Origin of the sequence: Streptomyces sp. NPDC006687 (assembly GCF_040636215.1) — a bacterium.
In the GTDB taxonomy this organism is placed as follows: Bacteria; Actinomycetota; Actinomycetes; order Streptomycetales; family Streptomycetaceae; genus Streptomyces.
This window is the reverse complement of sequence record NZ_JBEYJJ010000006.1, coordinates 137,923-153,195: the sequence shown is the minus strand read 5'-3', so window position 1 is coordinate 153,195 and position 15,273 is coordinate 137,923. Positions and strand designations below refer to the sequence as shown.

Here is a 15,273-nt window from a genome sequence, read left to right as displayed (position 1 = left end):
GTCAGACCTCTTCGACGCTGCTCGGCTCGCGCCGGGACAGGTCGATACCGAGCTCCTCCGCCGCGCGGAAGACGTCCTCGTCGGTGTCGCGCATCTCGATGGACATGCCGTCCGAGGACAGCACCTCCACGTTGAGGCAGAGCGACTGCATTTCCTTGATGAGCACCTTGAAGGACTCGGGAATGCCCGGCTCGGGGATGTTCTCGCCCTTGACGATCGCCTCGTAGACCTTCACGCGGCCGGTCACGTCGTCGGACTTGATCGTCAGGAGTTCCTGGAGCGCGTAAGCGGCGCCGTATGCCTCAAGCGCCCACACCTCCATCTCACCGAAGCGCTGACCACCGAACTGCGCCTTACCACCCAGCGGCTGCTGCGTGATCATCGAGTACGGACCGGTCGAACGGGCGTGGAGCTTGTCGTCGACCAGGTGGTGCAGCTTGAGGATGTACATGTACCCGACCGAGATCGGGTCCGGGAACGGCTCGCCGGAGCGGCCGTCGAACAGGCGCGCCTTACCGGTCGGGAGCACCATGCGCTCGCCGTCGCGGTTCGGGATGGTGTGCTGGAGCAGGCCGGCCAGCTCGTCCTCACGCGCACCGTCGAAGACGGGGGTGGCGACGTTGGTACCGGGCTCGACCTTGTCGGCGCCGATCGCCTGGAGGCGCTGCGCCCACTCCTCCGCGAGGCCGGAGACGTCCCAGCCGCGGCTGGCGAGCCAGCCGAGGTGGATCTCCAGGACCTGTCCCGGGTTCATTCGGGACGGGACACCCAGCGGGTTGAGGATGATGTCGACCGGGGTGCCGTCCTCCATGAACGGCATGTCCTCGATCGGAAGGATCTTGGAGATGACGCCCTTGTTGCCGTGACGGCCGGCGAGCTTGTCACCGTCGGTGATCTTGCGCTTCTGGGCGACGTAGACGCGGACCAGCTGGTTCACGCCCGGAGGAAGCTCGTCGCCCTCCTCGCGGTCGAAGACGCGGACACCGATGACCTTGCCGATCTCACCGTGAGGCACCTTGAGCGAGGTGTCACGCACCTCGCGGGCCTTCTCACCGAAGATCGCGCGGAGCAGGCGCTCCTCGGGGGTCAGCTCGGTCTCACCCTTGGGCGTGACCTTGCCGACGAGGATGTCGCCGGCGACGACGTCCGCACCGATGCGGATGATGCCGCGCTCGTCGAGGTCGGCGAGGACCTCCTCGGAGACGTTCGGGATGTCCCGGGTGATCTCCTCCGGGCCCAGCTTGGTGTCACGGGCGTCGACCTCGTGCTCCTCGATGTGGATCGAGGAGAGGACGTCGTCCTGCACGAGGCGCTGCGACAGGATGATCGCGTCCTCGTAGTTGTGACCCTCCCACGGCATGAACGCCACGAGCAGGTTCTTGCCGAGGGCCATCTCGCCCTCTTCGGTCGCCGGGCCGTCGGCGAGGACCTGGGATTCGACGATCCGGTCGCCCTCGTTGACGATCACCTTCTGGTTGACCGAGGTGCCCTGGTTCGAGCGGGAGAACTTCGCGACGCGGTACGTGGTGTACGTGCCGTCGTCGTTGGCGACGGTGACGTAGTCGGCCGAGACCTCCTGGACGACACCGTCCTTCTCCGCCTTGATCGAGTCACCGGCGTCGACCGCACAGCGGTACTCCATGCCGGTGCCGACGAGCGGGGCCTCCGCCTTGATGAGCGGAACGGCCTGGCGCATCATGTTCGCGCCCATGAGGGCACGGTTGGCGTCGTCGTGCTCCAGGAAGGGGATCATCGCGGTCGCGACGGACACCATCTGGCGCGGGGAGACGTCCATGTAGTCGACGTCGTCGCCGGCGATGTAGTCGATCTCGCCGCCACGACGGCGGACCAGGACGCGGTTCTCGGAGAAGCGCATCTCGTCGTTCAGGCGCGCGTTGGCCTGGGCGATGACGAAGCGGTCTTCCTCGTCGGCGGTCAGGTAGTCGACCTCGTCGGAGACGACACCCTCGATGACCTTGCGGTACGGGGTCTCGATGAAACCGAACGGGTTGATGCGGCCGTAGGAGGCCAGCGAGCCGATCAGACCGATGTTCGGGCCTTCGGGCGTCTCGATGGGGCACATGCGGCCGTAGTGCGACGGGTGGACGTCACGGACCTCGAAGCCGGCCCGCTCACGGGACAGACCACCCGGGCCGAGGGCGTTGAGACGACGCTTGTGCGTCAGGCCCGACAGCGGGTTGTTCTGGTCCATGAACTGCGACAGCTGGCTGGTGCCGAAGAACTCCTTGATGGAGGCGACGACCGGCCGGATGTTGATCAGGGTCTGCGGCGTGATCGCCTCGACGTCCTGGGTGGTCATGCGCTCGCGCACGACGCGCTCCATACGGGCGAGACCCGTACGGACCTGGTTCTGGATGAGCTCGCCGACGTTGCGGATACGACGGTTGCCGAAGTGGTCGATGTCGTCGGTCTCGACGACGATCTCCCGGCCCGACTCGCCGACGGTCTCGGTCTCGCCCGCGTGGAGCTTCACGAGGTACTTGATCGTGGCGATGATGTCGTCGGTGGTGAGCACACCGGCGTCGAGCGGCTCGTCGGCGCCGAGCTTCTTGTTCACCTTGTAGCGGCCGACCTTCGCGAGGTCGTAGCGCTTCGGGTTGAAGTAGAGGTTCTCCAGCAGCGTCTGAGCGGCCTCACGGGTCGGCGGCTCGCCCGGGCGCAGCTTGCGGTAGATGTCGAGCAGCGCGTCGTCCTGGCCCTGGGTGTGGTCCTTCTCCAGGGTGGCGCGCATGGACTCGTACTCGCCGAACTCCTCCAGGATCTGCTCGGTGGTCCAGCCGAGGGCCTTGAGGAGGACGGTCACGGACTGCTTGCGCTTGCGGTCGATGCGGACGCCGACCATGTCGCGCTTGTCGACCTCCATCTCCAGCCAGGCACCCCGGGAAGGGATGATCTTGGCGGAGAAGATGTCCTTGTCGGACGTCTTGTCGATGGAGGAGTCGAAGTAGACACCCGGGGAACGGACGAGCTGCGACACGACGACGCGCTCGGTGCCGTTGATGACGAAGGTGCCCTTGTTGGTCATGAGCGGGAAGTCGCCCATGAAGACCGTCTGAGACTTGATCTCACCGGTCTCGTTGTTCGTGAACTCGGCCGTGACGAAGAGCGGCGCCGCGTACGTGAAGTCGCGCTCCTTGCACTCGTCGACGGAGTTCTTCGCCGGCTCGAACCGGTGGTCGCGGAACGTCAGCGACATCGACCCGGAGAAGTCCTCGATCGGCGAGATCTCCTCGAAGATCTCTTCCAGACCGGACTTGGTGGGAACGTCCTGTCCACTCTCAAGCGCCGACTCGACGCGAGACTTCCACGCGGCGTTGCCGAGCAGCCAGTCAAAGCTTTCGGTCTGCAGCGCCAGGAGGTTCGGAACCTCGAGGGGCTCCTTGATCTTTGCAAAGGAGATGCGCAGCGGGGCGGTGCTGGCACCGGTGTTCGTATTGGTCGAGGCGTTGCGCGAGGCGGCCAAGAGGGGGTCCTTCCGAGGGCTCGGACTCACTACGCGCGTACCGGTCCCAGCCGACACAGAAGACAGAGCCTCCCCGGCTGGACTAAAAGACCAGGTCAGGGCGTATCAATCCGGTGTGCTCAAGCGTGGGCATGCCCCTGGCGACGGGCAGGGGGCAGCTAACAGGCAGCGCAAAGGGTCAGTGTAGCCACTTGGCTCACTGATGTCCAGACCGCGTTTCCGGCAACCGGCAACAGGCCCTTCCCCACGTCCTCAACCAACACCACGTCCTACCAACACCGCGGCCGATGCCGCGGCGCCCGCACACAGAGCGCGTATGAGTACTGCCCTCTTCGTAGTCGATCCATGCCTCGGATCCAGGATCGACCCCGGGCGACCTCACGACGGGTCTGAGAATTGCGCGCCGCTGGCCGTTCGTCAAGGCCCCGTGCTCCGAGCGGATCATCTCCGGACCCTGCGTCGGGGCAACGAAGATCACCCTACTCCCCAACGAGACCAGGGCAAGTCAGGCACTGCGGATACGCCAAAGGGCGACCACCCTTACGGGTGATCGCCCCTTGCTGAGGCCGTCAGACGGCCTCAGAGGTGTTACTTGACCTCGACCGAGGCGCCAGCGGCCTTGAGGGCCTCAGCGGCCTTGTCAGCGGCTTCCTTGTTGGCCTTCTCGAGGACCGGCTTCGGGGTGCCGTCGACGAGGTCCTTGGCCTCCTTCAGGCCCAGGGAGGTCAGCTCACGCACGACCTTGATGACCTGGATCTTCTTGTCGCCGGCGCCGGTGAGGATGACGTCGAACTCGTCCTTCTCCTCGACGGCCTCAGCGGCACCGGCGCCCGGGGCACCCGGGGCGGCAACGGCGACGGCCGCGGCGGCGGTGACGTCGAACTTCTCCTCGAACGCCTTCACGAACTCGGAGAGCTCGATGAGGGTCATCTCCTCGAACTGGGCGAGGAGGTCTTCCTGAGAGAGCTTCGCCATGATGGGCGATCCTTCCACTTATTCGGCAGGTGCCGGATGTATAGAGAGGCGGGCGTAACGGCCCGCTACGACCCACGCACTAGGCGGCGTAGATCAGTGCGCGAGCCGAATTACTCGGCACCGCCCTGCTCGGCGAGCTTGGCGCGAAGGGCGTCCGCGGTGCGGACGAACTTCGACGGCAGCGCCTGGAAGAGCGAGGCAGCCTGGGACTGCTTGCCCTTGAACGCGCCGGCCAGCTTGCTGAGCAGAACCTCGCGGGACTCGAGGTCCGCAAGCTTCTTGATCTCATCGGCGGACAGCGCCTTACCGTCAAGGACACCGCCCTTGATGATGAGGTTCGGGTTCTCCTTGGCGAAGTCACGAAGACCCTTGGCCGACTCCACCGGGTCACCGGTGATGAAGGCGGCACCCGTCGGACCAGTGAACTGGTCGTCGAGCGAGGTGATCCCGGCGTTGTTAGCCGCAATCTTGGTCAGCGTGTTCTTCACCACGGCGTACTGGGCGTTCTCACCGAGCGAACGACGCAGCGTCTTGAGCTGCTTCACGGTGAGACCCCGGTACTCGGTCAGCACAACGGCGTTCGAGCTGCGGAACTTGTCCTCAAGCTCGGCTACGTCGGCAGCCTTGTCGGGCCTTGCCATAGAGCGTCGGCCTCCTTCCGGGTGATGAGGACCGCTCAGAAGGGGCTGACATACAAAACGCCCCGACGCAGGCGTCAGGGCGTAGCTCAACCGGAAAAAACTTCCAGGAACGATTCCACAGTCACCTGCGCGGGTCGTCCGCAGTAGCGGATCCTTCGGCCACCACACCCTCGACGGGCGCGGCAACGACCAGCGGTCTTTGGCTTCTGTGGAAGCGTACGCGAAGCATGCGTGCTGTTGCAAATCCCCCGTCTGGCGGGGTCAGCCCTGGCCGGAGTCCTTGCCCAGCTGGGCCAGGTCCATGACCTGGTCGGCCGGCGGGGCGGCGATGTCGACCGGCTTGTTGAGGTCCAGGAACCTGAACGTCATGTCCAGGGGGCCCTTGGTCGCCTCGGCGCGGGTGCGGACCTGCTTGGTGTGGTCGCTGCCGTCGATCCACATGTCGAGGTTCATGCTCTTGATGCCCGCGGCCTCCAGCTTCTGGAGGGACTTCTCCTGGCGCTCCTTGGCCTCGGGCGTGGCCGTCGCGAGGGAGGCCCGCATCTGCTCGACGGTGACCGTCCCGGAGACGTGCCGGGTCTGCACGCCGTCGATGGTCTCGTCGCCGACGACCTTGAGGTCCTTGGCGTCCTTCAGCTCACCGGCGCGGTCGCCGGGGTTCTCACCGGAGCCGCCGGCGGAGAGGCTGTCCAGCTGCTTGGCCGCGGCCGGGTCGGCGCTCTTCAGGTCGAACTTGAGCCACTGGCTGTCGGAGCCCATGTACATGGTCCCGTCGAGCAGGCGGATCTCCACCGCCTGGTCCTCGCCCGGCGCGGTCATTTTCATGGACATGGCCACGGACGGCTTGAGGCGCATGGACGCCTCCGCGTTGACCTGCTGCCCCTCGGAGGTCCCGGTCATGGTGTAGCGGAGGGAGGTGATCTCCTCGGACTTCTTCTTCACCTTCTCCAGGTACGCCGCCGGCGCGGCCTCTGCGGCCCCGTCCGCGGGCTTGCCGGCCGCCGGAGCCCCGGTGGACGGCGCCGTGGACCGCGCGGCCCCCGCCTTGCCCCCGTCGTCCTTCTTGCCGCCCTCACAGGCGGTCGTGGCCCCGCCGACGAGCAGTACGGCGGCCAGCGCGGCCATGGCGGTCTTCTTGCGGTACACGTGCATGGAGTCCCCACCCCTGGTGTGAATCGGTCAACCGTCCGACCGTACGGTAAAGGGGCGGGAAAGTCGCACGGGATTTCCGGGCGCGGGGCAGAAGAAACCGGCCCCCGCTTCCCTTGCGGGACGCGGGGGCCGGTTCAGCCACTCAGGCGAGCCTGTGAGGCTCAGACAGCAGCCGGGTCTTCCTCGACGAGGAGGTTCCGGGTGCGGTTGGAGTCCAGCTGGATGCCGGGGCCCATCGTGGTGCTCAGGGCGGCCTTCTTGATGTAGCGGCCCTTGGCGGCGGACGGCTTCAGACGGATGATCTCGTCCAGCGCGGCGCCGTAGTTCTCGACCAGCTGCTCATCGGAGAAGGAGACCTTGCCGATGATGAAGTGCAGGTTCGAGTGCTTGTCGACGCGGAACTCGATCTTGCCACCCTTGATCTCGGTGACAGCCTTGGCCACGTCCATGGTGACGGTGCCGGTCTTCGGGTTCGGCATGAGACCACGCGGACCGAGCACGCGGCCGAGGCGGCCGACCTTGCCCATGAGGTCCGGGGTCGCCACGACGGCGTCGAACTCGTTCAGGCGGTTGCCCTTGGCGATCTCGTTGATCAGCTCGTCGTCGCCGACGATGTCGGCGCCGGCGGCTTCCGCGGCCGCAGCACGGTCACCGGTCGCGAAGACCAGGACCCGGGCGGTCTTACCGGTGCCGTGCGGGAGGTTCACGGTGCCGCGGACCATCTGGTCGGCCTTGCGCGGGTCGACACCCAGGCGGAAGGCAACCTCGACGGTGGCGTCGAACTTGGTGGTGCTGGTCTCCTTGGCGAGACGGACGGCCTCGAGGGGAGCGTAGAGCTTCTCCCGGTCGACCTTGGCGTCCGCAGCGCGGAGAGTCTTGCTGCGCTTCACTTCTGCTCCTGTGTAAGTGCTTCAGGCATGGAGTCGTGGTACGGACCAGCGCTTGGCCCTACCACTGGGGAACTGCGAGGGGCTGATCAGCCCTCGACCGTGACACCCATCGAACGGGCGGTGCCGGCGATGATCTTCTCCGCGGCGTCCAGGTCGTTCGCGTTGAGGTCGGGCATCTTGATCGTGGCGATCTCGCGGACCTGGTCACGCGTGAGCTTCGCGACCTTGGTCTTGTGCGGCTCGCCGGAGCCCTTCTCGATGCCGGCGTGCTTCAGGATGAGGCGCGCGGCCGGCGGCGTCTTGGTGATGAAGGTGAAGGAGCGGTCCTCGTAGACCGTGATCTCCACCGGCACGACCATGCCACGCTGCGACTCGGTCGCGGCGTTGTAGGCCTTGCAGAACTCCATGATGTTGACGCCGTGCTGACCGAGCGCGGGGCCGACCGGCGGAGCCGGGTTGGCCGCACCGGCCTTGATCTGGAGCTTGATAAGCCCCGTGACCTTCTTCTTCTTGGGAGGCATTGCTCTCTCCGGGTCCTAGTGAGAGTTTTTCGCCGCCCATCCGGTCATCCGGATGGAGGCATACCGCACCACGATAACGGGTATGGGTGCGGGGCTAAAAACCGAGCAGGTCAGACCGCCTTTTTCGGGTCGGTCTGACCTGCTTCGGAAGCGTCGCTCAGAAGATCTGGATCAGTTCTTCTGGATCTGGTCGAAGCTCAGCTCGACCGGGGTCTCGCGGCCGAAGATCTCGACGAGGCCCTTGACCTTCTTCGAGTCCGGGTTGATCTCGTTGATCGTCGCCTGGAGCGTGGCGAACGGGCCGTCGGTGACGGTGACCGAGTCGCCGACCTCGAAGTCCAGGACCTCGATGGTGCGCTTGACGGAGGGCGCCGGCAGGCCGGCCTCCTCGGCAGCCTGCTTGGCGGCCTTCTCCTGCGCCTCCGGGGCGAGCATCTTGACGATCTCGTCCAGGGTCAGCGGGTACGGGTCGTACGCGTTGCCGACGAAGCCGGTGACACCGGGGGTGTTGCGGACGACGCCCCAGGACTCGTTCGTCAGGTCCATGCGGACGAGCACGTAGCCGGGCAGCTTGTTCTGCCGGACGTTCTTGCGCTCGCCGTTCTTGATCTGGACGATCTCTTCCTCGGGCACCTCGGCCTGGTAGATGAACTCCTCGACGTTCAGCGAGACGGCACGCTGCTCCAGGTTCGCCTTCACGCGCTTCTCGTAGCCCGCGTAGGTGTGGATCACGTACCACTCGCCCGGGAGCAGGCGGAGCTCTTCGCGGAGGGCCTCGATGGGGTCGGCGGGCTCGGCGGGAGCGGCCTCCTCGGCCTCCTCCGCGTCCTCGTCGGCGGCTTCGGCCGGGGCGGCGCCCTCGTCCTCGGCGTCCTCGTCGGCTTCCTCGGCGTCGGCGGCGCCTTCGAGGTCGCTGTCCTCGTCGTCGGCGTCGGTCTCGGCGTCGGCATCCTCGACGTGCAGGGCGGCTTCTTCGGCGGCGGCGCCGGCCTCGGCGTCGGCGAGCTCGGCCTCGTCGGGGTCCACAGCGTCTGCCGCCTCGACGATGTCGAGCTCGTCCTCGACGGACTCGACGGAGTCGTGGCTCGCGTTCAGGTTCGGGTCAGACACGGTGGCTGCTTCTTCCTGGATACAAAAGGTGGTGGAACATGCGAAAACGGGCGGCACCCATCAAGGCGCCGCCCTCCGCGGGGATCAGCCGAAGACGAACTTGATGGCTTCCTGGAACCCATAGTCAATCACGGTCACCAGACCGATCATGATGACGACGAAGACAATCACCACGGTGGTGTACGTCGTGAGCTGGTTGCGAGTGGGCCAGACGACCTTGCGGAGTTCCGCGATGATCTGACGGTAGAACAGCGCGAGGCGGCCCAGAGGGCCCTTCTTCCCGCGCTTGCCACCCTTGCGGGACTTCTTCTCGCGCGTGTCGTTGTCGGCGTCAGGCATGTCGATGGAGCCCAGGGCGTCCGTCACGTCTCTCACCTGAATCCGGGTCGTGGCCGTAGCCGCGCCCGGTTGCGCCGCACGGCGTTGCATCGAAATACGTACCTGCGCACACACATCCGAGAGGAGTGTGGAGCAGGGCCGGAGGGACTCGAACCCCCAACCGCTGGTTTTGGAGACCAGTGCTCTACCAATTGAGCTACGACCCTTTGCGTTCCCCAACCTACCGCATCCGGACGAGTGCACGGAGTGCTCGCGCCCTGGGGCGTTCGGTGAGGACCAACGACAGCAGAGCATACGTGGTCATGGGCCCGACGTCGAACGGAGAACATCCGGACCTGCTCCGTCCGGTGACTGAAACGGTGTGCGGGGCCTTCCGGCCGTCTGGGACGATTGGCCGCATGACCTCTGCAACGCCTTCCTCCGAGCGCCGGGTGTCCGCCCGTATCGGCGCCATTTCCGAGTCCGCGACCCTCGCCGTGGACGCCAAGGCCAAGGCCCTCAAGGCCGCCGGGCGCCCGGTGATCGGCTTCGGCGCGGGCGAGCCCGACTTCCCCACCCCGGACTACATCGTCGAGGCGGCGGTCGCGGCCTGCCGCGACCCGAAGTTCCACCGCTACACGCCGGCGGGCGGCCTGCCCGAGCTCAAGAAGGCCATCGCCGCCAAGACGCTGCGCGACTCCGGCTACGAGGTGGACGCCTCCCAGGTCCTGGTGACCAACGGCGGCAAGCAGGCCATCTACGAAGCCTTCGCGGCGATCCTCGACCCGGGCGACGAGGTCATCGTCCCGGCCCCGTACTGGACCACCTACCCCGAGTCGATCCGGCTCGCCGGCGGTGTCCCCGTCGAGGTCGTCGCCGACGAGACCACCGGCTACCGGGTCTCCGTCGAGCAGCTGGAGGCGGCGCGCACCGAGCGCACCAAGGTCGTCCTGTTCGTCTCCCCGTCCAACCCGACGGGCGCGGTCTACGGCGAGGCCGAGGCGAAGGCGATCGGCGAGTGGGCCGCCGAGCACGGCCTGTGGGTGCTGACCGACGAGATCTACGAGCACCTGGTCTACGGCGACGCGACGTTCACCTCGCTGCCCGTGCTGGTCCCGGCGCTGCGCGACAAGTGCATCGTGGTCAACGGCGTCGCCAAGACGTACGCCATGACGGGCTGGCGCGTGGGCTGGGTCATCGCCCCGCAGGACGTCATCAAGGCCGCGACCAACCTCCAGTCGCACGCCACCTCCAACGTCTCCAACGTGGCCCAGGTCGCCGCGCTGGCCGCCGTCTCCGGCGACCTCGACGCCGTCGCCGAGATGCGCAAGGCGTTCGACCGCCGCCGCCAGACGATGGTCAAGATGCTCAACGAGATCGACGGCGTCTTCTGCCCGACCCCCGAGGGCGCGTTCTACGCGTACCCGTCGGTCAAGGAGCTGCTGGGCAAGGAGATCCGCGGCAAGCGCCCGCAGACCTCCGTGGAGCTGGCCGCGCTGATCCTGGACGAGGCCGAGGTCGCCGTCGTCCCGGGTGAGGCGTTCGGCACCCCGGGCTACCTGCGCCTGTCGTACGCCCTGGGCGACGAGGACCTGGTCGAGGGCGTGACCCGGATCCAGAACCTCCTGGCCGAGGCCAAGGCGTAACGCTGTACCCCTTGAGCGGCGCCGTCCCGGCCGGGGCGGCGCCGCTTTCGCGTTCGAGCAAGGCCACGATCGGGAAAAACCCCTCCCGCCGGGGGCGGCGGTACGGCAGGATCACCAGATGGAGCACGCACGCGATCTCACGCTTCTGCCGAAGGCCCACCTGCACCTGCACTTCACCGGCTCGATGCGCCCGTCGACCCTGCTGGAGCTGGCCGACAAGTACGGCGTCCGGCTGCCGGACGCCCTGACCGCCGGGGAGCCACCCAAGCTCCGGGCCACCGACGAACGCGGCTGGTTCCGCTTCCAGCGCCTCTACGACGCCGCCCGCTCCTGTCTGCGCGAGCCCGAGGACATCCAGCGGCTGGTCCGCGAGGCCGCCGAGGAGGACGTCCGGGACGGCAGCGGCTGGCTGGAGATCCAGGTGGATCCCACCTCCTACGCCCCGCTGCTGGGCGGCATGATCCCGGCGGTGGAGATCATCCTCGACGCCGTCGACGCGGCCTCCCGCGAGACGGGCCTGGGGATGCGGGTGCTGATCGCCGCGAACCGTATGAAGCACCCCCTCGACGCCCGCACCCTCGCCCGGCTGGCCGTGCGTTACGCCGACCGGGGGATCGTCGGCTTCGGCCTGTCCAACGACGAGCGCCGCGGCATGGCCCGTGACTTCGACCGGGCCTTCGCCATCGCCCGCGAGGGAGGCCTGCTGGCGGCCCCGCACGGCGGCGAGCTCACCGGCCCCGCCTCCGTCCGCGACTGCCTCGACGACCTGCACGCCTCCCGTATCGGGCACGGGGTCCGGGCCGCCGAGGACCCCCGGCTGCTCCAGCGCCTCGCCGACCGGCAGATCACCTGCGAGGTGTGCCCGGCGTCCAATGTGGCGCTGGGTGTCTACGAGCGGCCGCAGGACGTCCCGCTGCGCACGCTGTTCGAGGCCGGGGTGCCGATGGCGCTGGGTGCGGACGACCCGCTGCTCTTCGGGTCGCGGCTGGCGGCCCAGTACGAGATCGCCCGCCGCCACCACGCCTTCACGGACGCGGAGCTCGCGGAGCTGGCCCGGCAGTCGGTGCGGGGCTCGGCGGCGCCCGAGGAGGTCAAGGCGAAGCTGCTGGACGGGATCGACCACTGGCTCACCGGGTGAGCCGCAGGTCCCCGTCGTGGCAGTCGGCCCGTACCCGGTGACCGTCGGGGAAGCCGATCTCCAGGTGGGTGCGGCCCTGCTCGGGCAGGGCGAACTCGGCGACGGACTCGACGGTCTGGCCGAGATGGCGCAGGAACGGGTGCTCGCCGAGGTCCTCGCCGACCTCGATCCGGCCCCACTCCCCCAGGTCGTACGGCCCGTGGGGCGGGGCGGACTCGACGATGAGGCACTGGTCGGAGCCGGTGGTGATACGGGTGGACTCGCCCGCGCTGTCGAGGAGCCAGACGTCGAGCGGGGCCTCGGAGCGTTCCCCGTCGCAGATGTGCCAGGAGGCGACGACCCGGCTGATCTGGCGGCCCACCAGGCGTGTGGGGTCCGTACCGGCCCCGTGCAGGGGGCAGTTCATCTCAGAGGCGGACGCCGACCGTCACCGGCTCGTTGACGAGGGTCACGCCGAAGGCCGTGTGGACCCCGGCGACGACCTCGCGGGCCAGGGACAGCAGGTCCTCGGTGGTGGCCCCGCCGCGGTTGGTGAGGGCGAGGGTGTGCTTGGTGGAGATGCGGGCGGGGCCGGTGCCGTAGCCCTTGGTGAAGCCGGCCTTGTCGATCAGCCAGGCCGCGCTGGTCTTGGTGCGGCCTTCGCCGGCCGGGTAGGCGGGCGGGGCGGTGTCGGGGCCGAGGCGGTCCTGGACGCGGGCGAGGAAGGCGGCGTAGTCCTCGTCGGTGAGGATCGGGTTGTGGAAGAAGGAGCCGGCGGACCAGGTGTCGTGGTCCTCGGGGTCGAGGACCATTCCCTTGCCGGCGCGCAGGCGCAGGACGGTCTCGCGGGCGACGGCGGCCGGGACGCGGTCGCCGGCCTCGACGCCGAGGGCGCGGGCCGTCTCGGGGTACTTCACGGGCGCGGAGAGACCGCCCGCGTCCTCCAGGGCGAAGCGCACGCGCAGGACCACGTAGCGGTCGGGCTGGTCCTTGAAGAGGCTGTGGCGGTAGCGGAAGGCGCATTCGGCGGCGGTGAGGGTGACCGTCTCGCCGGTGGTGCGGTCGTAGGCGACGACCTCGGTGATGGTGTCGCAGACCTCCTGGCCGTACGCCCCGACGTTCTGGATCGGGGTGGCGCCGGCGGAGCCGGGGATCCCGGCGAGGCATTCGATGCCCGCGAGGCCGGCTTCGACGGTGCGGGCGACGGCGTCGCTCCAGTTCTCGCCGGCGGCGAGTTCCAGGGTGGTGCCGTCGAGGGTGAAGCCGGTGGTGGCGATGCGCAGGGCGGTGCCGTCGAAGCCCTTGTCGCCGATGACGAGGTTGCTGCCGCCGCCGATGATCAGCAGCGGGGTACCTTCGGCGTCCGCGGCGCGGACCGTTTCGACGACCTCTGCGTCGGTGGTCGCGGTGACCAGCCGGGTCGCGGGGCCGCCGAGGCGGAAGGTGGTCAGCGGGGCGAGGGGGGCGTCGTGGAGTTCCTGCACGTGGACAAGAGTACGGTCCGTCCCCCTCGCATCCCGGCGGGGCACTCAGTCGCCGTGCTTCTGCTCGGCCAGACGGCGTTCGGCCTCGTCCCAGCCGAGGGGGAGTTCGGTGGCGGGGACGGTCCAGTAGGTGAAGGCGGATTCCTTCATGTACGCGCTGGCGGCGCGGGCGCTGGAGCGGTGGGGTTCGCTGCGGGCGAAGCGGTGGAGGGCGCCCTGGTCCTCCCACGCGGAGAGGGTGAGGAAGGTGCGGCGCGTGACGCGGGCGCGCAGGGCCGCTCCGTGGGCGCCGGGAGCCTTGCGGATCTGGCGGATGATGCCGGGGGCCTTGAGGAAGAAGCGGAGGGCGCCGGTGAGGGTGGTGGTCTCGAAGCGGGAGGCCATGACGTAGACCTCGGCGTCGGGGGCGGGCGCGGTGGGGGTCATCCAGGGGATGTCGGGCATGGCTGCGGTCTCCTTCGGGTGGCTCAGGTGGCGTGGACGGGGGCGGGGGCCGGGGCCTGGTCCGCCGTCGGCGCGGGGGCGGTCTTCTTCCGGCCCGGGACCAGCAGGGCCAGGGCGGAGGCCAGGGCGACCGCGGCGGCGCCGATCCACAGGGCGGGGACGGTGCCGTCGGTGAAGGTCTGCGGGGTCCGGTAGCCGCCGTGGGCGGAGAAGACGGAGGCGAGCACGGCCACCCCGAGGGCGCCGCCGACCTCGCGGAGGGCGTTGTTGGTGCCGGACGCCTTGCCCTGGTCGGCGGGGCCCACGGTGGACATGAGCACGTGGTTGGCCGGGGCGAAGTACAGGGACATGCCGATCCCGCTGAGGACGAGGGCCGGCAGCTGGGCGGCGTAGGAGACGCCGGGGCTCAGGACGAGGGCGAACCAGCCGAGGCCGAGCGCCTGGAGTGCCAGGCCGGCGACGACGACGGGGCGGCCGCCGATCCGGTCGGAGAGGATTCCGGCGAGCGGGGCGACGATCATGCCCATGCCGGTCCAGGGCAGCATCCGCAGGCCGGCCTCGGTGGGCGAGTAGCCGGCGACCCCCTGGAGGAACTGGCTGAGCAGGAAGATCGACCCGAACATGCCGAGGTACATCAGGAGGCTGGCGAGGTTGATCCCGAAGAAGCCCCGGTTACGGAAGAGACGCATGGGGAGGATGGGGTTGGCGTTGCGGAAGCCGTGGCGGATGAAGCCGCCGACGAGGGCGCTGCCGGCGAGGAGCCCGGTGAGGACGGGGGCGCTGGTCCAGCCGTGGGCGTTGGCGTTGACCAGGCCGTAGACGATGCCGAAGAGGCCGCCGCTGACGAGGAGGGTGCCGGGGACGTCGAGGCGGGCGCCCGCGGCGGTGGACTCGGCGAGGCGCAGGTGGGCCAGCGGGATCAGGACGAGACCGACGGGCACGTTCAGCCAGAAGATCCACTGCCAGGAGATGTGCTCGGTGAGGCTGCCGCCGATGAGGGGCCCGCTGGCGACGGCCAGTCCGGTGACGGCCCCGTAGATGCCGAGGGCCATGCCGCGCCGGGCGGCGGGGACGGCGGCGGTGAGCAGGGTGAGGCTGAGCGGCATCATGACGGCGGCTCCGGCGCCCTGGACGGCGCGGGCGGCGATGAGCTGGCCTATGCCGGGCGAGAGGGCGGCCGCGGCGGAGGCGGCGGTGAAGAGGGCGAGGCCGGCGGTGAAGAGCCGGCGGCGGCCGAAGCGGTCGCCGAGGGCGGAGCCGAACATCAGCAGGACGGCGAAGGTGAGGGTGTAGGCGTTCACCGTCCATTCCAGGTCCTCCAGCCTGCCGCCGAGGTCGGCGCGGATCGCGGGGAGGGCGGTGGTGACGACGAGGTTGTCGAGGGCCGCCATGAAGCTGGCGGCGCCCGTGAGGACGAGGGCCCAGACCGCGGACGGCCCGAGTTTCTGCTGGGTCATGCATCCCCCTGAGCTGGCTTTTGTCGGTTTGTTA

General features: G+C 68.6%; 14 protein-coding genes and 1 tRNA gene. 2 read left to right on the top strand and 13 right to left on the bottom strand.

Annotation, left to right across the window (positions count from 1 at the left end):
• Window position 1 precedes the first annotated feature (1 nt).
• From rpoB to ABZ716_RS10065, 9 genes are all read right to left on the bottom strand, one after another.
• Entirely contained in the window at window positions 2–3,484 is a 3,483-nt protein-coding gene (gene rpoB / locus ABZ716_RS10105) for a DNA-directed RNA polymerase subunit beta (protein ID WP_358812074.1), read from the bottom strand.
• A 588-nt stretch (window positions 3,485–4,072) separates the two neighbouring features.
• Complete coding sequence (rplL, locus tag ABZ716_RS10100) at window positions 4,073–4,459, bottom strand: 50S ribosomal protein L7/L12 (protein WP_351878412.1); 387 nt, start codon at window positions 4,457–4,459, stop codon at window positions 4,073–4,075.
• 110 nt (window positions 4,460–4,569) lie between these two features.
• Window positions 4,570–5,100 carry a 50S ribosomal protein L10 gene (rplJ, locus tag ABZ716_RS10095; protein ID WP_351878415.1) on the bottom strand — a complete coding sequence of 177 codons (531 nt, stop codon included), beginning with the start codon at window positions 5,098–5,100 and terminating at the stop codon, window positions 4,570–4,572.
• 261 nt (window positions 5,101–5,361) lie between these two features.
• A complete protein-coding gene (locus tag ABZ716_RS10090) occupies window positions 5,362–6,252 on the bottom strand; it encodes a DUF6612 family protein (RefSeq protein ID WP_358957990.1) in 891 nt (296 codons plus the stop codon).
• Between the two features lie 161 nt (window positions 6,253–6,413).
• A complete protein-coding gene (rplA, locus tag ABZ716_RS10085) occupies window positions 6,414–7,142 on the bottom strand; it encodes a 50S ribosomal protein L1 (protein ID WP_351878421.1) in 729 nt (242 codons plus the stop codon).
• Between the two features lie 86 nt (window positions 7,143–7,228).
• Window positions 7,229–7,663, bottom strand: coding sequence for a 50S ribosomal protein L11 (rplK, locus tag ABZ716_RS10080; RefSeq protein WP_351878424.1), 435 nt, complete (start codon window positions 7,661–7,663; stop codon window positions 7,229–7,231).
• A gap of 171 nt (window positions 7,664–7,834) precedes the next feature.
• Window positions 7,835–8,773, bottom strand: coding sequence for a transcription termination/antitermination protein NusG (gene nusG / locus ABZ716_RS10075; protein ID WP_358957988.1), 939 nt, complete (start codon window positions 8,771–8,773; stop codon window positions 7,835–7,837).
• Window positions 8,774–8,857: 84 nt separating this feature from the next.
• Window positions 8,858–9,139 (bottom strand): preprotein translocase subunit SecE, encoded by a 282-nt coding sequence (secE, locus tag ABZ716_RS10070; RefSeq protein ID WP_358812072.1) that lies wholly within the window; start codon window positions 9,137–9,139, stop codon window positions 8,858–8,860.
• A gap of 106 nt (window positions 9,140–9,245) precedes the next feature.
• Window positions 9,246–9,318 (bottom strand) — tRNA-Trp (locus tag ABZ716_RS10065).
• Between the two features lie 192 nt (window positions 9,319–9,510).
• On the opposite strand from ABZ716_RS10065, the gene ABZ716_RS10060 reads away from it, so the two are divergent.
• Window positions 9,511–10,737, top strand: a complete 1,227-nt coding sequence (locus tag ABZ716_RS10060; protein ID WP_351878432.1) for a pyridoxal phosphate-dependent aminotransferase — start codon at window positions 9,511–9,513, stop codon at window positions 10,735–10,737.
• Window positions 10,738–10,855: 118 nt separating this feature from the next.
• Window positions 10,856–11,875, top strand: coding sequence for an adenosine deaminase (locus tag ABZ716_RS10055; protein ID WP_358957986.1), 1,020 nt, complete (start codon window positions 10,856–10,858; stop codon window positions 11,873–11,875).
• Here the strand turns inward: ABZ716_RS10055 and ABZ716_RS10050 are convergent.
• The 4 genes from ABZ716_RS10050 to ABZ716_RS10035 are packed head-to-tail and all read right to left on the bottom strand — an operon-like array spanning window position 11,865 to window position 15,239.
• The gene (locus tag ABZ716_RS10050; RefSeq protein WP_351878438.1) at window positions 11,865–12,281 is read right to left on the bottom strand and encodes a hypothetical protein; all 417 of its coding nucleotides are present in this window, start codon (window positions 12,279–12,281) and stop codon (window positions 11,865–11,867) included. The two genes, ABZ716_RS10055 and ABZ716_RS10050, sit on opposite strands and share 11 nt — an antisense overlap.
• A 1-nt stretch (window position 12,282) precedes the next feature.
• A complete protein-coding gene (locus ABZ716_RS10045) occupies window positions 12,283–13,383 on the bottom strand; it encodes a UDP-N-acetylmuramate dehydrogenase (protein WP_358812070.1) in 1,101 nt (366 codons plus the stop codon).
• On the bottom strand, window positions 13,384–13,782 hold the full coding sequence (locus tag ABZ716_RS10040) for a DUF3291 domain-containing protein (protein ID WP_358957983.1): 399 nt from the start codon (window positions 13,780–13,782) through the stop codon (window positions 13,384–13,386). It lies immediately after the preceding gene.
• Between the two features lie 23 nt (window positions 13,783–13,805).
• Window positions 13,806–15,239 carry a DHA2 family efflux MFS transporter permease subunit gene (locus ABZ716_RS10035; RefSeq protein ID WP_358957981.1) on the bottom strand — a complete coding sequence of 478 codons (1,434 nt, stop codon included), beginning with the start codon at window positions 15,237–15,239 and terminating at the stop codon, window positions 13,806–13,808.
• Window positions 15,240–15,273 lie beyond the last annotated feature (34 nt).